The organism is Sporosarcina trichiuri, from assembly GCF_030406775.1.
Taxonomy (GTDB): domain Bacteria; phylum Bacillota; class Bacilli; order Bacillales_A; family Planococcaceae; genus Sporosarcina; species Sporosarcina trichiuri.
This window is the reverse complement of record NZ_CP129119.1, coordinates 288,267-311,675: the sequence shown is the minus strand read 5'-3', so window position 1 is coordinate 311,675 and position 23,409 is coordinate 288,267. Positions and strand designations below refer to the sequence as shown.

At 55.0% G+C, this 23,409-nt stretch carries 20 protein-coding genes and 1 other RNA gene; 8 read left to right on the top strand and 13 right to left on the bottom strand.

What is annotated here, in order from left to right; genetic code table 11:
* Window positions 1–10: 10 nt before the first annotated feature.
* Window positions 11–1,186 (bottom strand): acetyl-CoA C-acetyltransferase, encoded by a 1,176-nt coding sequence (locus QWT68_RS01785; RefSeq protein WP_040285741.1) that lies wholly within the window; start codon window positions 1,184–1,186, stop codon window positions 11–13.
* 34 nt (window positions 1,187–1,220) lie between these two features.
* Window positions 1,221–3,605, bottom strand: a complete 2,385-nt coding sequence (locus QWT68_RS01780; RefSeq protein WP_290149239.1) for a 3-hydroxyacyl-CoA dehydrogenase/enoyl-CoA hydratase family protein — start codon at window positions 3,603–3,605, stop codon at window positions 1,221–1,223.
* 212 nt (window positions 3,606–3,817) lie between these two features.
* Here QWT68_RS01780 and QWT68_RS01775 point away from each other — a divergent pair, with 212 nt between their 5' ends.
* From QWT68_RS01775 to QWT68_RS01765, 3 genes are all read left to right on the top strand, one after another.
* Window positions 3,818–4,138: a thioredoxin family protein gene (locus QWT68_RS01775; RefSeq protein WP_290149238.1), complete on the top strand. Its 321-nt coding sequence runs from the start codon at window positions 3,818–3,820 to the stop codon at window positions 4,136–4,138.
* Window positions 4,139–4,240: 102 nt separating this feature from the next.
* A complete protein-coding gene (locus QWT68_RS01770) occupies window positions 4,241–4,699 on the top strand; it encodes an STAS domain-containing protein (protein WP_290149237.1) in 459 nt (152 codons plus the stop codon).
* A 14-nt stretch (window positions 4,700–4,713) separates the two neighbouring features.
* The gene (locus QWT68_RS01765; RefSeq protein WP_290149236.1) at window positions 4,714–5,229 is read left to right on the top strand and encodes a C39 family peptidase; all 516 of its coding nucleotides are present in this window, start codon (window positions 4,714–4,716) and stop codon (window positions 5,227–5,229) included.
* A 68-nt stretch (window positions 5,230–5,297) separates the two neighbouring features.
* On the opposite strand, the gene QWT68_RS01760 is transcribed toward QWT68_RS01765, so the two are convergent.
* Window positions 5,298–6,113 carry an STAS domain-containing protein gene (locus QWT68_RS01760; protein WP_290149235.1) on the bottom strand — a complete coding sequence of 272 codons (816 nt, stop codon included), beginning with the start codon at window positions 6,111–6,113 and terminating at the stop codon, window positions 5,298–5,300.
* Complete coding sequence (locus QWT68_RS01755) at window positions 6,085–7,020, bottom strand: 5'-3' exonuclease (RefSeq protein WP_082023258.1); 936 nt, start codon at window positions 7,018–7,020, stop codon at window positions 6,085–6,087. Before QWT68_RS01755 ends, QWT68_RS01760 begins: the two co-directional genes overlap by 29 nt.
* A 151-nt stretch (window positions 7,021–7,171) precedes the next feature.
* Between QWT68_RS01755 and QWT68_RS01750 the strand changes: the two genes are divergently transcribed.
* Entirely contained in the window at window positions 7,172–7,726 is a 555-nt protein-coding gene (locus QWT68_RS01750) for a hypothetical protein (protein ID WP_290149232.1), read from the top strand.
* Window positions 7,727–8,143: 417 nt separating this feature from the next.
* On the opposite strand, the gene QWT68_RS01745 is transcribed toward QWT68_RS01750, so the two are convergent.
* From QWT68_RS01745 to QWT68_RS01730, 4 genes are all read right to left on the bottom strand, one after another.
* Window positions 8,144–8,329 (bottom strand): hypothetical protein, encoded by a 186-nt coding sequence (locus QWT68_RS01745; protein WP_040285747.1) that lies wholly within the window; start codon window positions 8,327–8,329, stop codon window positions 8,144–8,146.
* Between the two features lie 356 nt (window positions 8,330–8,685).
* Window positions 8,686–10,647, bottom strand: a complete 1,962-nt coding sequence (ltaS, locus tag QWT68_RS01740; protein WP_290149231.1) for a lipoteichoic acid synthase — start codon at window positions 10,645–10,647, stop codon at window positions 8,686–8,688.
* 271 nt (window positions 10,648–10,918) lie between these two features.
* Window positions 10,919–11,488, bottom strand: coding sequence for a uracil-DNA glycosylase (locus QWT68_RS01735; RefSeq protein ID WP_290150438.1), 570 nt, complete (start codon window positions 11,486–11,488; stop codon window positions 10,919–10,921).
* Between the two features lie 177 nt (window positions 11,489–11,665).
* Window positions 11,666–12,409 (bottom strand): IclR family transcriptional regulator, encoded by a 744-nt coding sequence (locus QWT68_RS01730; protein ID WP_040285750.1) that lies wholly within the window; start codon window positions 12,407–12,409, stop codon window positions 11,666–11,668.
* 288 nt (window positions 12,410–12,697) lie between these two features.
* On the opposite strand from QWT68_RS01730, the gene QWT68_RS01725 reads away from it, so the two are divergent.
* The 3 genes from QWT68_RS01725 to QWT68_RS01715 all read left to right on the top strand — a co-directional run bounded on the left by QWT68_RS01725 (window position 12,698) and on the right by QWT68_RS01715 (window position 16,526).
* On the top strand, window positions 12,698–14,062 hold the full coding sequence (locus QWT68_RS01725; RefSeq protein WP_290149229.1) for an alanine/glycine:cation symporter family protein: 1,365 nt from the start codon (window positions 12,698–12,700) through the stop codon (window positions 14,060–14,062).
* 22 nt (window positions 14,063–14,084) lie between these two features.
* Window positions 14,085–15,767, top strand: a complete 1,683-nt coding sequence (locus QWT68_RS01720) for a M20/M25/M40 family metallo-hydrolase (RefSeq protein ID WP_290149228.1) — start codon at window positions 14,085–14,087, stop codon at window positions 15,765–15,767.
* Between the two features lie 459 nt (window positions 15,768–16,226).
* Window positions 16,227–16,526, top strand: a complete 300-nt coding sequence (locus QWT68_RS01715) for a hypothetical protein (protein ID WP_290149227.1) — start codon at window positions 16,227–16,229, stop codon at window positions 16,524–16,526.
* A 152-nt stretch (window positions 16,527–16,678) separates the two neighbouring features.
* Here the strand turns inward: QWT68_RS01715 and QWT68_RS01710 are convergent, their stop codons facing one another.
* Window positions 16,679–17,074: a UPF0158 family protein gene (locus QWT68_RS01710; protein ID WP_290149225.1), complete on the bottom strand. Its 396-nt coding sequence runs from the start codon at window positions 17,072–17,074 to the stop codon at window positions 16,679–16,681.
* A gap of 366 nt (window positions 17,075–17,440) precedes the next feature.
* Between QWT68_RS01710 and QWT68_RS01705 the strand changes: the two genes are divergently transcribed.
* Window positions 17,441–18,901 carry an amidase gene (locus tag QWT68_RS01705; protein ID WP_290149224.1) on the top strand — a complete coding sequence of 487 codons (1,461 nt, stop codon included), beginning with the start codon at window positions 17,441–17,443 and terminating at the stop codon, window positions 18,899–18,901.
* A gap of 289 nt (window positions 18,902–19,190) precedes the next feature.
* Here the strand turns inward: QWT68_RS01705 and ssrA are convergent.
* The 4 genes from ssrA to QWT68_RS01685 form a co-directional block, all read right to left on the bottom strand.
* Window positions 19,191–19,550: a transfer-messenger RNA gene (ssrA, locus tag QWT68_RS01700) on the bottom strand.
* A 107-nt stretch (window positions 19,551–19,657) separates the two neighbouring features.
* A complete protein-coding gene (gene smpB / locus QWT68_RS01695; RefSeq protein ID WP_290149222.1) occupies window positions 19,658–20,125 on the bottom strand; it encodes an SsrA-binding protein SmpB in 468 nt (155 codons plus the stop codon).
* A 45-nt stretch (window positions 20,126–20,170) separates the two neighbouring features.
* Window positions 20,171–22,504: a ribonuclease R gene (gene rnr / locus QWT68_RS01690; protein WP_052461714.1), complete on the bottom strand. Its 2,334-nt coding sequence runs from the start codon at window positions 22,502–22,504 to the stop codon at window positions 20,171–20,173.
* Between the two features lie 90 nt (window positions 22,505–22,594).
* Entirely contained in the window at window positions 22,595–23,341 is a 747-nt protein-coding gene (locus tag QWT68_RS01685; protein WP_040285762.1) for an alpha/beta hydrolase, read from the bottom strand.
* Window positions 23,342–23,409 lie beyond the last annotated feature (68 nt).

Sequence of the window (23,409 nt, the reverse complement as noted above, 5' to 3'; positions counted from 1 at the left end):
GATAAGGTTGTCATAGTAATTCGAACACGCCTGCAGCGCCCATGCCGCCGCCAATGCACATCGTGACGACGCCGAACTGTTTCTTCTGACGCTTCAGTTCATTCATCATGCGGACAGTCAGGATCGTACCCGTCGCACCGAGCGGATGACCGAGCGCGATCGCTCCGCCGTTGACGTTCACCTTGTCGGTATCGAGACCGAGTTCCCGGATGACCTGCAGCGACTGAGAGGCGAATGCTTCGTTCAATTCCCATACATCGATATCGTCTTTCGTCAGGCCTGCCAGTTTCAGCGCTTTCGGGATTGCGGCGACCGGTCCGATCCCCATCACTTCCGGCGGGACACCCGCGACTGCGAAGGAGCGGAATTTCAGTATCGGTGTCAGCCCTTCGGCAAGAGCTTTTTCCCGGTCCATGACGAGGACGGACGCCGCTCCGTCTGACGTCTGCGACGCATTGCCCGCTGTCACAGACCCTGTGACGGAGAATGCCGGCCGCAGTTTCGCGAGGATTTCCGTCGTCGTCCCTCTTCTTACGCCTTCATCCATCGAGAACGTTTCGTGCTTCTCATCGAATTTGCCGCTGCTGTCCACGTACCCTTTCATGAATTCGACAGGGACGATCTCTTCGTCGAATTTCCCGGCATCGATCGCAGCGGCCGCCCGTTTGTGGGATTCCACTGCAAAGGCATCCTGGTCCTCACGGCTGACCCCATATTTTACGGCGACCTGCTCTGCGGTATGCCCCATGCCCATGTAATACTGCGGCGCCTCTTCCGCAAGTTTCGCGTTCGGACGGACCGTATTGCCCATCATCGGCACCATGCTCATCGACTCCGCACCACCTGCGAGGATTGCTTCCGATGCACCGAGCATGATCCGCTCGGCTGCATAGGCGATCGACTGGAGACCGGACGAACAGAACCGGTTCACTGTGATGGCGGGAGTCGTATCCGGGAGTCCCGCAAGCGCTCCGATATTGCGCGCCATGTTCATGCCCTGCTCCGCTTCCGGCATGGCACAGCCGATGATCAGGTCCTCGATCGGCCCGTCATAGCCGCCAGCGCGTTTCAGCGTTTCTTTTATAGTAAGGGCCCCGAGGTCATCCGGCCGTACTGTCGCGAGCGATCCTTTGCCCGCCTTCCCGACCGGTGTGCGGGAACCCGCAACGATTACTGCTTCACGCATTGTATTTCCTCCTCTGTTGATTGCTCTCTTTCCTTCAGTTGCGGAGCGGTTTGCCTTTGACGAGCATATGCTGCATGCGCGCCTGTGATTTCGGCTCCGCCACCAGGCTCAGGAAGGCTTCCCGTTCCAGATCGAGCATGTACTGCTCATCGACGAGTGTACCGTACGGCAGCTTCCCGCCAGCGAGCACGTAGGCCAGTTTCTTCGCGATCTTCATATCATGATCGCTGATGAACCCTGACAGCCGCATGCCTTCCGCACCGAGCAGCAGTGTCGCATAGCCGGTCTCCCCGACGACCGGGAATTCCTCTTTTTTCGGCGGCTGGTAGCCGTTTTTCGCTAACGCGAGCGCTGATTGTTTTGCGTCATAGAGCAGATGATCTGGATTCACACTGATCCCGTCCGCGAAATCGAGGAAGTTGTTCTCCCGCGCCTCCTCGGCGGAAGTGGAGACGTTCGCAAGCGCGATCGATTCGAACACTTTGTTCGCGATGTTCTGATAGTCGACCTGCACGCCCTGCGGCAGCCCTTTCAGATGCTTCAAGTAGAGTCCGACGTTGCCGCCGCCGCCCGGGATGAGTCCGACACCTGCTTCGACAAGACCGATATACGTCTCCATCGATGCCTGGATGTGCGCAGCCGGCAGACAGACTTCCGCACCGCCGCCGAGTGTCATCTGGAACGGCGCCGCAACGACCGGTTTCGTCGAGTACTTGATTTTCATCATCGCGTTCTGGAAGGTGCGGACGACGAAGTCCAGTTCAAAGATGTTGTCGTCCTGTGCTTCCATGAGAATCATGCCAAGGTTCGCGCCGACGCAGAAGTTCTTGCCCTGGTTGCCGATGACGAGCCCTTTGTAGTTCTTTTCGACTTCATCCACAGCAAAGTTGATCATCTGCATGATGTCGAGTCCGATCGCGTTCGACTGGGAATGGAATTCAAGCAGCGCAATGCCGTCGCCCATGTCGATCAGGCTCGCGCCGGAGTTCTTTTTGATGACACCGTGCTGCTTCTTGTACCGCTTCAAGTCGATCACTTTCTCATTGACCGGCACTTCCGAGTAGCCGTCGCCATCGAAGTAGTAGCGTGTATGGTCTTCTTCCTTATAGAACGTTTCATAGCCTTTGCCGAGCAGGTTCTGTACAAATTCCGGGATGGTGTCCCCTTCTTCTTTCATACGTTCGACGGACTTGGCGACGCCAATCGCATCCCATGTCTCGAACGGTCCCTGCGTCCAGCCGAAGCCCCACTTCATGGCATTGTCGATGGCGACGATATCGTCTGCAATCCGGCCATGCATTTCCGCGGAATACCGGAGTGTCGGCGCGAGAATATGCCAGAGCAGTTCGCCGGTCCGGTCATCTGCATAGACGAGCGATTTCACACGGTTGCCGAGGCCCTTCTGCTGTTTCGCCATCTCGATTGAAGGCGTTTTCAATTTTTTCGCCGGGCTGTACTCGAGCGTCGCCGAGTCGATCTCGAGGATCTCCTTGCCCTTTTTCAGGAAGAAGCCCTGCTTCGCTTTGGCGCCGATCCAGCCGTTGTCGATCATCTTCTGCATGAACGGCGGCAGTTCGAACACTTTCTGTTCGTCGCCTTCCGTCTTGTCGTAGGCGTTCTTCGCTACGTGCATGAACGTATCCAGTCCGACCACGTCAAGGGTGCGAAATGTTGCTGATTTCGGGCGTCCGATCAGTGTACCGGTAACGGAATCGACTTCCCCAACGGAATACCCACGCGCCTCCATTTCACGCAGCGTGACGAGCAGCCCATATGTCCCGATCCGGTTGGCGATGAAGTTCGGGGTGTCTTTCGCCAGAACAACACCTTTCCCGAGACGGTCCTCCGCGAACCGTGCCATGTAGTCGGTCACTTCCTGTGATGTCCGCTCAGCCGGGATCACTTCCAGCAAATGCAGATAGCGCGGCGGGTTGAAGAAATGGGTGCCGAGGAAATGGGTCTGGAAGTCTTCCGAACGGCCCTCGGCCATATCATTGATACTGATACCGGATGTATTGGATGTGACGATCGTTCCCGGTTTCCGCACACGGTCGATTTTTTCATAGAGTGACTTTTTGACAGCCAGGTTTTCCACAACGACTTCGATGATCCAGTCTGCGTCGGCCAGTTTTTCCAGGTCGTCTTCCAGGTTGCCGGGTTCGATGAGGGACAGATTCTTCTTCGATGTCAGCGGAGCCGGTTTCTGTTTCAGCAGTTTCTTCAATGCTCCGGCCGCCATCCGGTTGCGCACTGCCGGACTCTCGATCGTAAGCCCTTTCTTTTCCTCGTCATCTGTCAGCTGGTTCGGCACAATGTCGAGAAGAAGCACAGGGATCCCGATATTGGCGAGGTGCGCCGCGATTCCGGAGCCCATGACACCGGACCCGATGACCGCCGCTTTCTTGATATGATAAGCCAATTGAATGTCCTCCCTTAACGTTTGAATGAATACTCATTCATTTTATGCGTAAAAAAAATAGAAACCCCTTCTATGAATACAAGTCTAGCTCATTTCCAGCGTTTTCGCAATATTTAAATCTGAAAAACTTCCATCACTATGGGGAAGGCAAGTTCGTTCCCACTTACCGGTTTTCATTGTACACTGGGGGTATGAAAGGTAGGGATTGCAATATGGAATCAATCAAAACTTCAGAACAATTTTACGACATCATTTCGGATAAGTCCCGCTCCATCGTCAAGTTCCAGGCCGGCTGGTGCCCGGACTGCCGCGTGATGGACATGTTCATCGGACCGATCGAAGAGAAATACGACGAGTATGACTGGTATGACGTCGACCGCGACGTTCTCCCTGAAATCGCCGAGAAATACGATGTCATGGGCATTCCGAGTCTTCTTGTGTTCGAAAATGGCGAAAAGAAGGCGCACTTGCACAGTGCCAACGCGAAGTCCCCGGATCAGGTGACCGGGTTCCTTGAAGGGATCTCCATCTGACAGCACGCGCAACCGGATGTTTCGGCATCCGGTTTTTTCGTGCCATTTTTCCAAGTTCCTGTATAATAGGGGAGAACCATAGAAACTACACAGAGGTGTACCATGAATCCAACAGAAGAGATCCGGCAGTTGAAAGAGAAGATTGCCAAATATGAAGAGATCATCAGTGAGACGTCCGTTCCGATCATTCCTTCGATCGTCGAAAATACAATTCTTCTCCCCATCACGGGACATACAGACCAAAGCCGCTTCGAACGTATCCGGTCCACTGTCCTCGCATATACAGGCGACCACAGGGATATCGAATATGCCGTCTTCGACTTTTCCGGTCTCCGGCTGGACGAAGAAGATGGCCCGGAAGTCATGACAGCGGAACTCCGTCTCATGCAGGCCGAACTGCAGATGATGGGGGTCCGTCCTCTCATGGTCGGGTTCACACCTCCTTTCGTCCGCGAATTGACGAACGCCGGAGTTGCCGAACAGATCGAGTCCTATGCAAACTTCAAAGCCGCTCTCCAAGTCCTCATGAAAGAGAATGGACTGTCGTTCGCCAGGAACTGATAGGAGGTACCGCAATGCCGCTGTTAAAAGAATTCACGGGGAAATCCCAGTATGACAGCGATATCGGTCAAAAAATCCGCTCATCCGCATGCGGGCCCGTGACCGTTTCCCTGCTGCTGCGCTACGCACGCCACCCGCTCGGGGATGTGCCTGTGGATAAGCTGTACCGGCTTCTCGGAACAACACGGATCGGTCTGTTCACAGGACGCTTCGTCCGCCGTCTGCGGAAACTTCTCGGCGCAGGCTGGACGGTCGAAAAATGCACCGTTGAAGAAGCCCTCTCCGAAATCGATGAAGGGCGGCCTGTTGCAGCAAAGTTCGATAAATGGCTGTCCCGGAAGTGGCGGCAGTCTGCAGCATTCGACTACCACTGGGTGCCGGTCATCGGTTACGAAAGAGACGCTGGGGATATCCAGCTGGCCGTCCATGATAATGGCTCCCCCTCTTCACCGAGCCGCCTGCGGTATATTTCCTATAAGGAGAATGCGCCGGTACTGACGTTTGTGCGCATTGTTCCGCGTCGCCTATAGACCGCAGAATGGAAAACCGGACCTGCCTGGATTATTTCCAGGGAGATCCGGTTTTTTATATGCAAAATTCAGGACACGTGCTCGATTGCCGTTTTCAGATTCCCGAAACTGCGGATCGCTCCGAAATCGAGGCCCAATCCGACCAGTGTCTGGGCAATGACCGGTGTGATGCCGCTCACGACGGGCGTTGTCCCTACAAGTGTCAGAGAATCGAACAGCGTGAACAGCTGCTGCGCAACATAGGTATCCGTCGTCTGGAGGCCCGACAGGTCGATAATGAGATATTCCAGTCTCATCCGGACAGCTTCCATCAGCACCCTTTCCTGCAGCACGGTGCTCCTGTTGAAATCGAGGACACCGATCAGCGGCAGGATGGCAGTCGTATCACTTATCGAAGAAATAGGTACAGACAATGCCTCGACCGCTTCCTGTGATTTCAGCAGCATCTCTTTTTCATACTGCACGAACGGGAGGCTGAAGTAATAGACGATGTCATTGACGATCCTGTCGAAGTCGGTTGTCAGGTCATACATCTCTTCCGCACTGATCCCCTGGTTCAGTCCTTCATGTTTCATAACGGTTCCAATATACTCGCGGTACTCAGGAACTTCACGGAGCATCATATCCAGTGAGATGATCTCCTTCTTTGCGAATGCCGTGCCGACTTCCTCACCCCAGCGTTTCAGCCGTTCACTCCGCTCTTCTTCATCCATCATCATCGCACTCGCATATAGTTTCACCAATTCCACACGGGCCGGATAGAGCTCGCCTTCCAGTTTCCGCATGATCGGGTACCGCTCGTTCTGGGTACGGGTGATCAGACCCGCCAGCTGTTCAGCGTTTCCGATCACTTTCTCACTCAAACGGATCAATAAATTCCTCATTCCGATCCCCTCCTGACTGTAATACCGGCTCGGATAACACCAGCTGATTGACAACACCGCGCAGGCCGTTGCCGGACAGCCTGCTGATGACCATGCTGTCATAAGACGGAATCATGAGGTCCTCCAGTGTTCCTCCGACGTCCGCTTCACAATGGATTTCCGCCAGTTCCCTGGAGATACGCAGCATGTCCAGGTTCTGCTCGATCTTGGTCCGTTCTGATTTGGTCAGCTTGTCCAGAGACCGGGCCACGTTCTCTGCTGTACCGTAGGTCTGAATCAGTTTCAAGGCGGTTTTCGGCCCGATCCCTTTGACGCCCGGATAACCGTCGCTCGGATCGCCGATGAACGCTTTGTAGTCGATGAACTGCTGCGGCGTCATCCCATACTCCTCGACAAAACGGTTTTCCGTATAGACATCATAGATGGAATGGCCTTTCTTCGTCAGGGCGATCCGGACATCAGGCGCCAGCAGCTGGAGCAGATCCTTGTCTCCGGATACGACGGTCAGCTGTGCCTCGGCTTTCCATCTTTTCACAAGCGATCCGATCAGGTCATCCGCTTCCATGCCGGCGATGCCGAAATTTGCCCAGCCCATGTCCTCGGACACCTGGCGGGCGAGATCGAACTGGGGCACCAGCTCCGGGGCCGGTGCGGGCCGGTTCGCTTTATAGCCATCATAGAGCTCGTTCCGGAACGTGACAGCTCCCATATCCCAGCAGACCGCCAGATGTGTCGGCCGGAAGACGGAGACGGCGGTCAGTGTATGCCGGACGAATCCCTGGACGCCGTTCGTCGGAATCCCCTGCTCGTTGTATTGGTATCGATTGTGCACAGCGGTCGCAAAGAACGAACGGAACAGCAGAGCCATTCCGTCAACGACCAGGATGTGCGGGCGCATGTCTGTCATGAGGCACTCTCCTTGGTTGTTAGATGCTGTTTTCATCATATCATGTTTGCACTGCTGGTGGCAGAAAGGTTTAGCCGGGCGGATGTCCAGACGGCGATGTGTGGGCTGCATAGGATAGAGCGAAGAGCGAATGAGTGAGAGGAGTTTTTGGATGAATCAGATGAACAGCGGTGACGGGCAGTGGTTTCCGCAGCTGCCGGAAGGCTATGTCCCACAGCAGGTTGATTGGCAGATGGATTCGATGACAGCGAGGAACCAATGGAACCAGCCGGAGTGGGGCGACTGGCAGCAGCCGGGCTGGCACGGCAGTCAGCAGAATTGGCCGTGGGGCGGATGGCCGGGACAGCAGCCGGGCCATCCGTCTTATCCGGGGGGATGGCCGGGCACACCGTCCTATCCAGGGGGCCGTCCGGATCAGCCATCCCGACCAGGCGGCGGCCAGTCGCAGGGCGCTCCGCAGTCTGCACCCCCTTCGCAGACACCCGCCTATCCGGATCAGCAGCTCATGCGGGTCGACCCTGGCGGCATCCGCAACTGTATGTACCGCTACACGTACATCTGGACGTCCCGCCGGCGCGGTTTCTGGTTCTATCCGACCTTCGTCGGCCGGACATCGATCGCCGGCTACCGCTGGAACAGCCAGTGGCGCCGCTGGGAATATACCGGCTTCGACTTGGATCGGATCGATACGTTCACATGCATGTAACGCAAAAAGACCAGCCGCGGCTGGTCTTTTTGCGTTGGAGGGCGGGAATGGGCGGGTTGCTGGTTCGAAAGGGCGGGTTCCTATTGAGAACGGGCGGGTTCGGCGTGGGAACGGGCGGGTTCGGCGTGGGAACGGGCGGGTCTTGCGCAAGAACAGACACCAGCAGATTGAACACTCGCATGCTGACAATGTTCATCTCCGACAGAAAAGGCGGAGCGCCAGCGGAGCCCGTCCATTCAATCTCGGTTTTGCCCGATAACCAGAGACGGGCTTGGCCGGTCGCGTTTATTTTTGCACGTACACATCTTTGCTGCCTTCTGATAGAACGTAAAACACCATCCGTCATGGATGGTGTTCTGTTCGTTTGCCAAAGAGGTCCGCTTGATCCGGAACAAAATGCTGCAAGCCCGGATTCCCTCATTCCCCGCGGATTGCCCTTCTGACGGCGGAAGCGTCCGTGTCCGAATACCGGGCAGACCCCTTGCCGCCTGTCCTGGCGATGAGTTCGTTCAATTCGTTGTACGTCAGCCCGGAATTCGCGTTCAGCCGTTTCACTTCCTCGATGTCAGTGCCGGCCACCGTGTACTTCTTGCTGTTCTGCATAGCGATCCGCCTCCTCGTGAGCAGTGTTCCCGATAGTGGAAGTTCTATGAGCGCATGTGTGCGGTGATGTACGGCAGCCATGCTGAATTATCGGCAGGCGTCGGGTGGAGTTGTGAAGTTATGATCACTTTCCTCGGTTTTATGATCACTTTCCCAGATTTATGATCACTTTCTCTGTTTTATGATCATTTTTCCTGTTTTATGATCACTTCCCCATTTTTATGATCACTTCCCTCGATTTATGATCAAAGACCCAACTTAATAAGCACCCGTCAGTTATCGCACGTGCTTTCCCCTAACACAAAAACACCATCCGCGATGGATGGTGTTTCTGTAAAGGCCAGGGCAGCCTGCGGTTACTGCACTCCGTTGGCTGTGCTCTCTGCATCCTTCTTATAATCCAGCTCAGCCGGATCGGCCGGCGTGTAGTCTTCCGGTGTGTAGAACCGCAGCAGATCGCCGTTGACGACTTTGTCGGACAGCTGCAATCTGTAGGACGCTTCTTCTTTCAGCGCTTCTGCGGCTTCGTGCTGACTGTCGTCGAGCAGCTCGCCGGTTTTGTTGTCATACAGTTTTTCATTGATGGAATCGATAGCCGGGCTGATGAAATCACCATTCCGGAACGGCACCAATTCCTTATGCCCGTCAGACAGCAGGTCAGATCCGAACTGGATATAATCCTTCGATTCGATGCCGAGCAAGTGGAGCAGTGTCGGCAGCAGGTCTGTCTGACCGCCGTACGTATGGTCGATGCCGCCTTTCATGCCCGGCACGTGGATGAATAATGGTACACGCTGCAGCTGGGCGCCTTCGTATGGCGTGATCTCTTTTCCCATCACCTGGGCCATCGCCCGCTTATGGTTGTCGGAGATACCGTAATGGTCGCCGTACAGAACGATCATCGAGTTGTCATACAGGCCCATTTCCTTCAGCTGATCGAATGCCTGCTTGATGGCTTCGTCGGTGTAACGGGCTGTCTGGAAGTAGCCGTCGACACTTACATCGCCTGTCTGCGCCTTCTCGATCGTCGTCAGCTCCGGCTGGATCGTATACGGGAAGTGGTTGGCGACGGTGATGAACTTCGCATACAGCGGTTCGGGCAATTTTTCAAGGTACTTCTCGGATTGCTCATAGAACGGCTTATCGAGCAGGCCGTATTCCGCCATATCTTCCGGCTTGCTGGTGTCATAGTAGCTTGCATCGAAGAAATGGTCGTAGCCGAACTGTTTGTAGACTTCGTTCCGGTTCCAGAAACTGCCGTTATTTCCGTGGAAGACCGCTGACGTATAGCCATGGCTCTTCAGCAGATTCGGCGCCGCCTGGTACGTATTCTGCGCTTTTGTGATGAACGCGGAACCTTGCGGCAGGCCGAACAGCGAGTTCTCCAGCATGAATTCGGCGTCGGATGTCTTCCCTTGGCCGGTCTGGTGGAAGAAGTTGTCGAAGTACAGGGTATTCTTGTCTTTCGCCAGTGCATTCAAGTATGGGGTCACTTCTTCTCCGTTCATCTTATAGTCGATGAGGAAGTTCTGGAAGGACTCCAGATGCAGGTAAATGACGTTCATGCCTTTCGCTTTGCCGAAATACTCCGGATTCGGGCTCGCATAGTTCGACTGCGTGTAATTGATCACTTCGGCGATGTCACTGCTGTCCGCTAGTGCACGCTGCGACGAGGCCTTCGCCGTTTCGACAGTGTCGTAGATCGAGTAATTGTACATACCCAAGTATTTCACGATGTAGTTGCGGTCGAATCCGCGTGTCAGCAGCTGCGGACGGTTCGCTTCCGCGAGTCCCAGGTTGACGAGGGACACTGCCAGGGCGAACGCAACGATTGCGACAGCTTTCCGCCGGCCGACCCGGTCCGTCTCTTTCTTGACCCTGCGTGTGAACAGCAGGGCGAACATGACGAGAACGTCAACGAAGAACAGGAGGTCCGTCGGTTTCATGAGCGTCATGATACTGCCGCCCAGATCGCCGAAGTTCTGCGTCTGGTAGATTGTCGGCAGTGTGATGAAGTCACTGAAGAACCGGTAATACACGACGTTCGCATACAGCAGGAACGACATCAGTGCGTAAATGACGGTCAGTACTGTGTAGCGTCTCTTCCCTCTGAAAAGGAAGGCGATGCTCAGGAATAACAGGGCTGACCCCAATGGGTTGATGAGCAGAAGGAAATGCTGGAGCGGCCCTTCCACGCCAAGCGTGAATTGCGAGGCCTGCGTGAGATAGGTCTTCAGCCAAAGCATCACAACCGCCAACCCGTATATGCCTAAGAACTTATTCAAGAAGTTGTCCGTTCCGCTGGTCAGATCTTTCAAATTTCCCACCCGCCTTTTATATAGTCTCAATTGTCGGTTCAGTTTCATTTCGGAACAGTCCATTGTATGGACGCAGAGCATTTATCGGAGGTTTCCCCGACAATGAATTGTACCCCGAAACTGTCTTCCTGTCAATTACTAGGCTTTTGTTCGGCAGGAAGATACACCAGGTTTCTTGAAATGAACAGCTTCGGCGGATGGGATGCCAATACGGACTTTTCGCGGTGTGTTGAATGTCCAGCGGGAGCAATTTCAAAAAACCCCTGCAGGCTCATGTTCGTGAACGGAGTGCGGCGGCTACAAAATCCATATCTTCCTGGAACAGCCGGAGAAGATTCGGCCGGCGGCGCACCGCCAATGGATGATACGCTGCTGCGGTCGGGATCCCCCGCACCTCATGCCAGGCTCCGCGCAATGGTTTCACTTCTGCATCAGGTTCGCCAAAGAATGATTGGACCGCTACATTTCCGAGACAGAGGATCAGTTCCGGTCGATGTGCGGCCAGCTGCTGGTCCAAGTGCTGCATGCAGATGGACCGGGTCTCTTCCTTATCATACTTTCGCACGGGCCGCCGTTTGAGAATATATGTGACATACAGCTGGTCCTCCGTCATCCCCGCTTCGCGGACCGCGCGCTGCAATGTCTGACGCGTCGTGCACACCGCAGGGTTCCCCTCCCGATCTTCACGCGCACCCGGATTGTCCAGTATGATCATGACCGGCGCCCCGGGCGTCCCCTCTCCCCATACCATGCGGGATCCTTGGCGGTACAGTCTGCAGCATGTGCATCCTTTCTGATCGGCCGGCACTGGATCCTCCGGCCACAGGCAGAACTCTTCCAAATCGATCACCCTCCTTACTGGACAGGTTTCCCGGGGAACCCGAAGGTCAATCACCAAAGCGCCAAGTGGATGAAAGGGAATGTGAAACCGGCCTTTGGCTGCAGCCGCCGTGTTCCCTGCCTGAATCAAATTCCACACAGAAAAAGACCGGCCGCAGCCGATCTTCTTACATCTGGATCATCCGTGCTGGGCGCCGCTCAATTCCGCTGTGACCTGGCGTGCGGCCGCACAGACTTGTTCGATGAGACTGTCGAGACGTTCTTCCTTGAAATCGTAGGCGAGCACCTCGGCACTGATTGCACCGACGGGCCGCCCTTCGAAGTCGAAGACAGGAGCACCGACAGCGATGGTCCCTTTCGTCTTCTCCCCATAACTGATTCCGTACCCCTGCTGCTTCACGACGGCCAGCACCTCCAGCAGTTCTGCACGCTTCTGTTCATCAGACACCAGCCGCTTCAGTATCTTCTGTACTTCGGTACTCGGCAGATTGGCGAGGATCGCTTTGTTCGCACCGCCGATATGGAGGGGAATCCGGGCACCGACACTGTCCTGGATCTTCACGCTCTTTGGACTGTCAATCCGTTCAATGATCATCGAGTAGTCACCTCGCGGAATATTCAGGTAGACGGTCTCCTCCACGCCGGCTGCGAGCTGTTCAAGCACGGGCCTCGTAATGTCCCGGACATCGAGCTTCTCGAACATCTTCAGTCCGAGTTCCATCCACCTGTAGCCCAGACTGAACTGTTTTGTTGTCTCGTCCTGGATGATCAGCCCGTGCTGCAGCAGGGACTGCGTGATCCGGTAGACCGTACTGATCGGAAGTTCCGTCTCTTCTGCGAGCTCTGCGGCAAGCCAGAGGTCTTTCCCGTCCGCAGACAGTGCTTCAATTAGTTTCATTGCCCGATCTATCGACTGGATCATCTTGTCAGCTCCGTTTCAATTGCCAGCGGGTGCTTTCCGGCTGTACCTTTCTGCCGCCCGCTCACCGCTCTTCTTATGAAGAAAGTCTTGTCTATTGAGTCTACAAGACATTGACTGTTGTGTAAATTATGAAAACCGGTTTGTTCGTAAAATAAGGAATTGACAGTGCCAGATAAGTAGGATTAAATAGTACTTGCGAAGTTATTCCGCATTACAGAATACATTCCACATTGCGGAATGTAAACGCTTTCCATTAGAGTTCCATTCATACGAAAAGGGGTTGGAAGTGTGGCAGAATTCACAAAACTGATTTCATCCGTATCAAACTTCATCTGGGGGATGCCGCTGATCCTTCTGCTTATCGGCGGCGGGCTGTTCCTGACCGTCCGGCTGAACTTCTTCCAGTTCCGTTACTTCCCGCACATTGTGTCACAAACGTTCGGCAAGATCTTCGCCCAGTCGGATTCACCCGGCACCCTGACACCATTCCAGGCGACAACCGCTGCACTCGCTTCTACGATGGGGGCTGCCAATATCGTCGGCGTGCCGGTTGCTATCGCGCTCGGCGGTCCCGGCGCCATCTTCTGGATGTGGCTCGTAGCCCTGATCGGCATCGGCACGAAGTATTCCGAAGTTGTACTCGGCATCGAATACCGGGAGAAGAACAAGCACGGCGAGTATGTCGGCGGTCCGATGTATTACATAAAGAAAGGGCTCGGCTGGAAGAAGCTCGCCTCCTTCTTCGCCTTCGCCCTCATGATCGAAGTCATTGCAAGCGCAATGGTCCAATCCAACTCCATCGCGGCCACACTGAAAAGTTCGTTCAGCATCCCGCCGCTCGCTTCCGGGATCATTGTCGCCGTCCTGGTCATCCTGGTCACGTATGGAGGAATCCGGACCATCGGGAAAGTGTCCGAGAAAATGATTCCGGCGATTGTTGTGCTGTATTTGCTCAGCGCGCTGATCGTCCTTGCGGTCAACAGCAAGGAAGTGCCAGCTGCGTTCGGGCTGATCTTCCAGCACGCCTTCACCCCGATCTCGGCAGCCGGCGGATTTGCAGGGGCCGGAGTCGCTGCAGCAATCCGTTGGGGGCTCGCACGCGGCCTTTATTCCAATGAAGCGGGTATGGGAACCGCGCCGATCGCACACTCTTCCGCCATGACTGATCATCCGGCCAAGCAGGGGTTCTGGGGGATTTTCGAAGTCATCGTGGATACGCTGATCGTCTGTACACTGACCGCCCTCGTCGTTCTGACGTCCGGCGTCTGGAAAGGGATTGCAGCGGATGACGCTTCGACGATGGTGGCCGCTTCATTCGCGCCTGTCTTCGGCGAATCGCTGAGCGGATTCATCATCTCCGCAACGCTTTTCCTGTTCGTCATCACGACAGTCGTCGTCATCATCTTCTACGGTGAAAAGCAGGCGGAATTCCTGTTCGGCACTGCTTTCTCTAGAGTCATGCGCTTTGTCTATATCATTGCCATCGTCATCGGAGCGGTCGGCGGTCTGCAGTTCATCTGGCAGTTCCTGGATCTGCTGCTGGCAGCGGTCGTCATCCCGAACCTGATCGCCGTCCTCTTCCTGAACGGAAAAGTGCGGGAAATCACGAAAGATTATTTCACGAACCTATATCCGAATAAGAAACGACACTAATTTGAAGCAGGAGGTATTTGCTATGTACGCATCCATCCACCCACTGACAACGGAACAGAGACTTGAGGCGATTACGAAACATCTGGTCGGCATCCCGAGCATCAACGGCACATCAGGGGAAGTCGAAGTGGCGGGAGAGCTCTTCCGGATCCTGAGCTCCTTCCCCTACTTCCAGGAGCATCCCGAACACTTGTGGATGCAGCCGGTCGAAAATGATCCGATCGGACGCAAGAATGTCTTTGCGTTCGTCGAAGGGAAGTCGTTCTCGAAAAAGACGATCATCTATCATTCCCATATCGACACGGTCGGCGTGGAAGACTTCGGCCAGCTGAAAGACAGTGCCTTCTCGCCAGATGCGCTCGCGGAGTTTTTCAGCTCCTACGAAAACGATGATGAACTCCGGCGGGACGCCCAGTCCGGTGACTGGATGTTCGGCCGCGGTGCCGTCGACATGAAGAGCGGCGCAGCAGTCCACATGGTGAACCTCCTGCATTTCTCCGAGCATCGCGACGAGCTGGAAGGCAATCTCCTGCTCCTGCTGAACGGCGACGAGGAAAGCGAACACCGCGGCATCATCGGAGCGCTCGCCGAATTGAACAGGCTGCAGGCGGAACAGGGCCTCGAGTATGCGCTCGCCATCAACACGGACTTCATCACCCCGCTCTATGACGGCGACCCGCACCGGTATATCTACACTGGCGCGGCGGGCAAGATCCTGCCTTGCTTCCATATATACGGCCGTGAGGTGCATGTCGGCGATACGCTGTCCGGCATCGATCCGAACTTCATCGCTGCGAAACTGACAGAGCGCTTCCACAACCGGTACGAACTCGCGGAGCAGATCGAAGGCGAACTCGTCCTGCCGCCGACCTGCCTGTACCAGCGGGACACAAAAGACATTTATACCGTCCAGACTGCCTCGAGCAGCCATCTGTACTTCAATTACTTCGTCTACGAAGACACGCCGGGTGAGATCCTCGGCAAGCTGCTGAGGGAAACGAAGAATGTCTGCGCGGAAACCGAGCAGTATTTGCAGGAGCAGTTCCAGCAGTATATCCGCTTCACCGGTCTGCCGACACGCGACCTGTCATGGGAGATCGATGTCGTGACGTACGAGGAGTACATGCAGCAGCTGATCGAACAGGGCATCGATGTCCAGCCGATCATCGAACAGGCGATTGCAGACAGCAAATCGGACGACTTCCGGGAGATCAGTTTCGAAATCGCCGGCGCCCTGCAGGAAGCGGACCCAGCCAAGAAAGCGCGCGTCATCGTGTTCTTCGCGCCGCCGTTCCTGCCGCACAACTATTTGAAGACGGACGTTGCGCGCGACGCGGCGATCCAGGAGACACTGACAGCAATTCTGGCGGAAGCGTCGGCTGCGACCGGCGAACAGTTTGCTTTGAAGAAGTTCTTCCCCTATTTGGCGGACGGCAGCTTCCTGTCCATCCACGAGACGGAAGACGAGCTGGCTCCCCTGCTTAACAACCTGCCGGAATGGGAGACATTCTTCCCGATTCCATATAAGGCGATCCAGGGGCTCGACATCCCGTCCGTCAACATGGGCGTCTACGGCAAGGACGGCCACAAATGGACCGAGCGCCTGTATAAGCCATACTCGTTCGGCGTGCTGCCGGGCCTGATCCGGACTGCGACGGTGGCGCTGCTTGCGCAGGCTGCGGAAGAAGGGCTGCTGCCGGCTTGATGGCGCGGATTGCGAATAGGAAAGGAAAAAGCTGACCTGGTGAGGTCAGCTTTTTTGCGTGAATGGGCAGGCGGGGACATGCGGGGTCAAGTTTATGAGCGGTTTGGCATGGGTTATGATCATTTTTCAGGGTTTATGAGTGATTTCCGGGTTTTATGATCACTTTCCCGTGTTTATGAGCGGAATGGCGGATTTATGATCATTTTTCACGATTTATGAGCGAAATGCTTAAGTTTATGATCACTTTTCCCGCGTCAACAGGTCCTGTATGAACCCTGCTGACTTACTAGCAACTCTTTCATTCTCTGTTTGCTTCATATATGCATTTTCTTCCATTCACCTATCCACAATAAGATACAGCTATGCAAATCGAAGTTTGTCCGCGGAAGATCGCGGGAGAAAAGTAGTAACACACCTGATTGCAGACATGGAAATCGTAAGGGGAAAGGGATTTTCATAATGGCTTCAAAATGGTTCAAATTAGCGAGCCTCTATTTCATCACCGGAATCGGACTTGGCCTGGTCTATGCGGCGTATCCGCGTGCAGGACGGAGCGTGCTCGGAACCTGGACGTTCTGGCTGTACCAGATCGGCCTGCCGTTCCTGCTGGCGAGCATGTTCATGGTGCAGATACCGAGCACCCGGGGATTCGCCCACGTCCTCACATTTTCGGGCGGCGGCGCGTTGGCTCTCGGCATCATCCTGTTCATCGTCAATGTGTTTGGGATTGTGCATGATGAGGATCTCAGGCTCGTGTGACGGCACAGTTCTGGGTTTTCATTTCATTGGCTGAGCTAAAACTTTGCAGGGACCAAGCTGATAGGCTCGGTCCCTTTTTGATCGTTCCCGTATGTACTAGTGCAGAATGACAGACTGCGTTCCGGCACTAGTCCAAGTCATGGAAAACCCGGTCATTGATTGTCAGTCAACCACTCTTCCATAATCCCTTCCGCATATGTACGTTCATACGTATACCAATCCTCTATCAGTCCAAGTTCATATGCCGCTTCTTGGAACTGCCGGAATGGTTTGCGACCCTCTAGTGCCGCCAATAATGCCCCGACCGAATTCGTTTCTGTCTGCTTTTGCGTAAATTCGGCTCTCAGCTGGTACATCTCAGCAGACGTGGACACTGGAACTTCCACTGCCAGTTCATACTCTTCGTCATCCATGTCGATCTCAGGTTCGCCCGTCAGTGACGTCGGCGCATCCAGCAAGATGCGCTCCGTGTGCCGGTCGAAAAGATAGCGCATCTCCCCTTGCACTCCTTCTAAATAGATATCTGTTAGTTCATCGATCAGTTTCATGGAATCCTCCTTTTGAGAATATCTGTGCGAGACGTTTTTCGAAGTTCGCCGGTTATCATATATCCGTTCTGCAAGCCTTTATGCATTATTGCGAGCTGGCACGTGTTGCAATTCTATACAACCGGTACGCCCGCCCGGTTGCCCCCCCCCTGAAGGGACAGCTGCCCGCCGATAAGATGATACTATAACGGCAAATTCGTGTTAAGACTTTTCTCATCGCCCTCCATATTTCCGCCAAATTTAAGTGTCTACTTTTCAAATGAACTATTATTCTGATTTTAACTGGTATACTGAAAGTAACAAGTTACTAGGAAATGAGACGGCCGCTCCCCACAGGGATGACTGCCGGAAAAAGGAGGCTTTATTATGGATGAACAAGGGACCATGGTTCTTGCACAAACGATGCCCGCCATTCTCGACATGGACGCCACGGAAACAGTGAAAGCTATACAAACAGGTGAGCTGACATGCACTGAGGCAGTCGGTGCGTACGTCACCCACTTGCAGAGGATGAACCCGCACATTAACGCAATGGTGGAAGACCGCTTCCAGCAGGCGCTCCAGGAAGCCGAGGAGAAAGACCGGCAGCTCGCAGCCGGGACAGCCACCGGCGAACTGTTCGGCGTGCCGATCAGTGTGAAGGAAGCATTCGACACAGCCGGCATGAAGACGACGGGCGGCCTGCTTCACCGTCAGCACATAGTGGCGGAGAAGGATGCCGAAGTGGTCAGACGGCTGAAGCAGGCCGGGGCCATCATCCTCGGCAAGACGAATACGCCGGAACTATGTTTCTGCCAGGAGACCGACAACAACCTGTATGGCCGCACCAACAACCCATGGGACCCGGCCCGGACAGCCGGCGGCTCGAGCGGAGGCGAAGGTGCTCTTCTTGCGGCAGGCGGCGCCGCGGTCGGCATCGGCTCGGATATCGGCGGCTCGATCCGGTTCCCGAGCCATTTCAACGGCGTCATCGGCTTCAAAAGCGGCCGGTTCCAAGTGTCCGGCGACGGCTCATTCCCTGCAGTCGGCGTCCCGATCCAGGAGCGGATGATCGGCTTCGGCCCGATGGGGAAGTCGGTCCGTGACATGCGCCTGCTGTATGGCCTTATCGCCGAGCAGTCAATGGAGGAACGGCAGACAGACGATTTGAAGATCGATGTGCTGCCGCCGGCCGGCCCCTATCCAATGTCAGGGAAAACGGCAGATGCACTCAACCAGGTGGCGGCGCACCTCAAACAGGACTTCCCCGTTGCGCGCAAGGAGCCGCCCTACTTCCGGGACAGTGCCCGCTTGTGGCAGGAGATGATGTCGTTCGACGGCGCATCCGGCATGCGGGACATCGCCCTGCCCGGCAAAGGGGCGAACGCCATAAAGGAATTCGCCAAAGCCAAACTCGGCAGACGATCCGCCATCCATCCGTATCTTTCGTGGGCGATCATCGGCGCCACCCTGTTCCGTCCCTCTGCCAAACGGCGGGCGGAAATCGATGCCATCATCGAACAAGGAGACCGTGAGCTCAACAGCTATCTCGCCGACCGCATTGTCGTGTTCCCTGTCTACCACACCGGCGCTCCGCTCCACGGCCGGATGTATAAGGAGATCTTCTCCCTGCGGAAAGAATTTTTAAAGTATATGCCATTCACCGGCTATGCGAACGTCTGGGGACTGCCGTCGCTTGTTGTGCCGGTCGGCAGAGATGAGGATGGTATGCCGATCAGCGTTCAGCTGATGAGCAGGAAAGGGAATGAAGAGCTCTTGTTTCAAGTTGGGGAACTGTTGGAGCGGGAGTTTGGTGGGTACCGCAGATGTTTGGGGATTGGTGAGTGATGCCGGGCTGGCTGGCCGCTCAGAACAGGGCGTTATGATCACTTTCCGAGGATTATGAGCGGATTTCCATGTTTATGATCGCTTTCACAGGTTTATGAGCAGAATCTGAGATTTATGATCACTTTACCGGTTTTATGAGCGGAATCGGGGAGTTATGATCACTTCCAGAGATTTATGAGCGGAACGCCAGTGTTTATGAGCACTCCTGCACTTGTATGACTGCTCCCGTCATTTCAACAGCAGTCCAAACAAAAACACCACCCTCGGCGGGTGGTGTTTTGCCATATTACTATGGAGACGGTGGGAGTCGAACCCACGTCCAGAGGCTCCAATACGTAAACGTCTACGCGTGTAGTCTTTCTATTTAGGTTCGCGCACCCGTATGCCGGAAGACGAGGCGTCTGGGGCGCTATCTCGTGAATCTCTTCTGGACTGCCTCGAGACGCAGCAGCCAGCGTATCCCACTATAGGTTGAGCCTTACAGCGCCACATGGGCGATGGAACCATAAGGCAGATTCAACAGCTTACGCTGCGAATGCTAGGTTGTTGTTTGTTTTGCCTGTTATTATTAAGGTCCGTTTCTGACGGAGACGAGCCTCCGACGCGCAGCTCACGCTCAGACCACCCCTGTCGAATCCGTAACGTCCCCGTTAAAGGGATGTCCGGGAAACGTCTGAGGTCACAACAGTCTCCTGCTGATCCCGAGACTTCGGAACTGACTTTCTGTACCCAGTATACCAAAATCACAGGCAGACTTCAATAGTTCTGTTTGTCTTTCAGTGCACGTGCCATTTCCCGATTGGCTTCCTTCTTCTTCAGATCGGCCCGTTTGTCATAGAGCTTCTTCCCTTTTCCGACGCCGATCAGCACTTTTGCGAAGCCGTCCTTGATGTACATCTTGAGTGGCACAATCGCCGTCCCTTTTTCTTTCGTCTGCCCGATGAGTGTCGCGATCTGTTTGCGATGCATGAGCAGCTTTCGGGAGCGCACCGGATCGTGGTTGTACCGGTTCCCCTGCTCGTACGGGCTGACGTGCATGTTCGAAATCCACGCCTCGTTGTTTCGGATCAGCACGAACGCGTCGCGCAGCTGCACTTTGCCGTTGCGGATCGACTTGATCTCCGTGCCTTCGAGGACGATGCCCGCTTCGATCGTCTCTTCGATGGCGTAGTCGAAATTCGCCTTCTTATTGACGGCGAGCACTTTTCCTTTACCTTTCGCCATGGCCCTTCACCTCCCGCGAACGGAATGGCCGCCTGGCCACTCCGCTCACTTTCGTTTTCTCGGTTTCTGTTTCTTGTTCTTCTTCGCGACGCCTTCATAGAAGCGTTTCTTCTGGCTGCCGCCGTTCTTCTTACCAGGTGCTCCCCCGCTGTCTTTCTTGCCGGAGCCGTTTGGTTTTCCGGACTGACCGGACTGTCCGGACTTGCCGGATTTGCTGTCGCCGCCTGATTTGCCGCGCGCATGGATCACTTTCGGCGCTTCTTTCCGCGTCCGGTGGAATTTCTGCTTCATGTCGGCGATCTCGAAATCGATTGACGCCTCTTCCGGTTTCACAGCCGCCACCCGCACGGTGACTTCATCGCCGATGCGGTATTGCTTGCCCGTGTGCTCGCCGATCATCATCATCGACCGGTCGTCGAAGCGGTAATAATCGTCCGTCATGTAGCTGACGTGCACGAGTCCTTCTATCGTATTCTCGAGTTCGACGAATAATCCGAAGTTCGTGACGGATGAAATGACCCCTTCGAACTCCTCACCGACTTTGTCCACCATGAACTGCGCTTTCTTCAGTGCATCGGTATCGCGTTCCGCATCGACTGCGCGGCGTTCCATCTCGGATGAGTGCTCCGCGATTTCCGGCAGCTCCGCATCCCAATGGGCGATCGTCGTCTGTGAGACATCCTTTTCGAACAGGTACGTCCGGATGAGCCGGTGGACGATCAAGTCCGGATAGCGGCGGATCGGTGATGTGAAGTGTGTATAGAAATCCGTCGACAGGCCGAAGTGTCCAAGACTCGCCTGATAATACTTCGCCTGCTGCATCGAACGCAGGAGCATCGTCGATATGACCGTTTCTTCCGGAAGGCCTGCAACCGATTCGGTGATCTCCTGGAGCGCGCGCGGATGGATCTTATTGCCCGCCCCTTTGACGAGAATTCCGAAGTTGGTCAGGAACTCGAACAGCCGCTGCAGTTTCTCCGTCTTCGGGTCTTCGTGGATCCGGTACATGAACGGCACCTGCATCCAGTGGAAGTGCTCTGCGACAGTTTCGTTCGCCAGCAGCATGAACTCCTCGATCATGCGCTCCGCAATCGTCCGTTCCATGATCTTGATGTCGACGGGCCAGCCTTCGTCATCGACGATGATCTTCGATTCCTTGAAGTCGAAATCGATGGCACCGCGGTCTTCCCGCTTCTGGCGCAGGATCTTCATGAGATCTGCCATATCCATCAGCATCGGTACGATCTCTGCATATTCTTCACGCAGGGCTTCGTCTTTCTCTTCCACGATTTTATAGACGTTCTGGTACGTCATCCGGTAATCGGAATTGATGACACTCGGGTAGATCTCGTGGTGCGTCACTTTCCCGTTATGGTCAACCGTCATGCGGCACGTCAATGTCAGACGGTCCACATGAGGATGGAGTGAACAGATGCCGTTCGACAGCTTGTGCGGCAGCATCGGGATGACGCGGTCCGTCAAGTAGACACTTGTCCCGCGCTCATATGCTTCGTTATCGAGCGGTGAGTGTTCCGTCACATAATAGCTGACGTCCGAAATATGGACGGACAGTGTATGCGTGCCGTCTGCATTCTTCTCGAGCGAGATTGCGTCATCCAGGTCCTTCGCATCCGCGCCGTCGATCGTGATCGTCAGCACGTCGCGCAGGTCGGTCCGCTTGAACCAATCTTTTTCCTGGATTTCCGCCGGCACGTTGTCGGTCTGCTTCATGACGTCGTCCGGAAATTCGATCTCGATGCCGTGCTTGTAGATAATCGAGAGTATATCGACACCCGGATCGTTTTTGTGGCCGAGGATCTGGATCACTTTGCCCGTCGCCGATTTCCGGTCGCTTGGGAATTCAGTGATCTCCACGACGACTTTGTGGCCTTCGATCGCGCCTAAGTTGTCGCCTTTTGCGATGAAGATATCCATCGGCAGTTTCTTATCGTCCGGGATGACGAAGCCGAAGCCGCGGTTATCCTGGTACGTTCCGACCACTTTCGTCGTCTTGCGCTCCGCGATGCGGATGATGCTGCCTTCCCGGCGGTCGCCGGATGAACCGTTCGCCACGCGGACAAGGACCGTGTCGCCGTTCATGGCGGTATTCACTTCCGTCGGCGGGATGAAAATATCATCCATCCCCTCCGTCTCCGGTGTCACAAAGCCGAATCCCTTCGCATGGCCGATGAACTTCCCGCGCACGAGATTCATGCGCTCCGGCAGGCCGTAGCGGTCCGTCCGCGAGCGGATGACCACACCTTTCTGCTCCAGGTGGACGAGCATCTTGACGAGTTCCTTGAATTCCGCCGCCTGTTCCATGCCGAGCAATTCCTGGATTTCCTGCACGGTCAGCGGCTTATATGCATCCTCTTTCATAAGTGATAAGATCTGCTGTTCCAATTGTTGTTCGAATGTATCCAATTCGCACCCCTCCTTACTCACTAGTGTTGCCTGAACGCCTCTTGTTTACTCTTCCCAGTCAAGCGACTCGAGAAACGCAAAGACATCTTCATGAAGCTGTTCTTTTTCTTTGCCGAGCGTGATGACATGTCCCGAGTTCTTGTACCAGGACTGCCGTTTGTCCGGAGATTCGATCGTCTCGAAGATGACATCCGCCGACTCCGGATCGATCACCTCATCGTGCACGGACTGTACGACGAGCGTCGGTGCATAGATCAGATCCAGTCCGCTGCGCACGTCCGCTATGAGCTGCTGTAGATCGGCCAGGGACGGCATCGTCTGTCCGCGGAGCGCCTCCACTTCTTCTTCGATCTCCGCTTCGGATTTCCCTTCAATTTTCTTATACTCGCCAGCGTACCGCAGCACACCTTCATACATGAGATCCGTCGAGCGCATCGACATCGGGGCATTCATCGTCACAATCCCCTTCACCGGCATCTCACTGCCGAGTTTCAATGAAAACACACCGCCAAGCGACAACCCGGCAACCGCGATCTGGTCATATCCCGCTTCCCGGAGCGTCCGGTAGCCTTCGAGCACATCCTGCCACCACTCATCCGGTCCGGTATGTATCAACTCTTCCGGCGCCACACCATGACCTTTATAATGCGGCGCCAGTGACGTATAATTCTTCTTCTCCAAATACCGCCCGAGCATCCGGACATCCGCCGACGTCCCCGTGAACCCGTGCAGCAGCAACACCGCCCGCTTCCCATGCTTAAAGAAAAACGGCTTCGCCTGTCCAATCTTCATCCAAAACGACCCTTTCTGTTATGAACACTTTTGAAGTTGTTACACAATCCAGTTGCTTGGAGCGGAAG

Excerpts from the sequence above, each read along its gene's own strand:
- QWT68_RS01750 (WP_290149232.1), top strand. The coding sequence starts at position 7,172 with ATGAATCAGATGAACAGCGGTGACGGGCAGTGGTTTCCGCAGCTGCCG.
- QWT68_RS01710 (WP_290149225.1), bottom strand. The coding sequence starts at position 17,074 with ATGAAACTGATCGATGAACTAACAGATATCTATTTAGAAGGAGTGCAA.
- QWT68_RS01685 (WP_040285762.1), bottom strand. The coding sequence starts at position 23,341 with ATGAAGATTGGACAGGCGAAGCCGTTTTTCTTTAAGCATGGGAAGCGG.
- smpB (WP_290149222.1), bottom strand. The coding sequence starts at position 20,125 with ATGGCGAAAGGTAAAGGAAAAGTGCTCGCCGTCAATAAGAAGGCGAAT.
- QWT68_RS01745 (WP_040285747.1), bottom strand. The coding sequence starts at position 8,329 with ATGCAGAACAGCAAGAAGTACACGGTGGCCGGCACTGACATCGAGGAA.
- QWT68_RS01730 (WP_040285750.1), bottom strand. The coding sequence starts at position 12,409 with ATGATCCAGTCGATAGATCGGGCAATGAAACTAATTGAAGCACTGTCT.
- QWT68_RS01785 (WP_040285741.1), bottom strand. The coding sequence starts at position 1,186 with ATGCGTGAAGCAGTAATCGTTGCGGGTTCCCGCACACCGGTCGGGAAG.
- QWT68_RS01760 (WP_290149235.1), bottom strand. The coding sequence starts at position 6,113 with ATGAGGAATTTATTGATCCGTTTGAGTGAGAAAGTGATCGGAAACGCT.
- QWT68_RS01715 (WP_290149227.1), top strand. The coding sequence starts at position 16,227 with ATGGCTTCAAAATGGTTCAAATTAGCGAGCCTCTATTTCATCACCGGA.
- QWT68_RS01765 (WP_290149236.1), top strand. The coding sequence starts at position 4,714 with ATGCCGCTGTTAAAAGAATTCACGGGGAAATCCCAGTATGACAGCGAT.
- QWT68_RS01720 (WP_290149228.1), top strand. The coding sequence starts at position 14,085 with ATGTACGCATCCATCCACCCACTGACAACGGAACAGAGACTTGAGGCG.
- QWT68_RS01775 (WP_290149238.1), top strand. The coding sequence starts at position 3,818 with ATGGAATCAATCAAAACTTCAGAACAATTTTACGACATCATTTCGGAT.
- QWT68_RS01770 (WP_290149237.1), top strand. The coding sequence starts at position 4,241 with ATGAATCCAACAGAAGAGATCCGGCAGTTGAAAGAGAAGATTGCCAAA.
- QWT68_RS01755 (WP_082023258.1), bottom strand. The coding sequence starts at position 7,020 with ATGACAGACATGCGCCCGCACATCCTGGTCGTTGACGGAATGGCTCTG.
- rnr (WP_052461714.1), bottom strand. The coding sequence starts at position 22,504 with ATGAAAGAGGATGCATATAAGCCGCTGACCGTGCAGGAAATCCAGGAA.
- QWT68_RS01705 (WP_290149224.1), top strand. The coding sequence starts at position 17,441 with ATGGATGAACAAGGGACCATGGTTCTTGCACAAACGATGCCCGCCATT.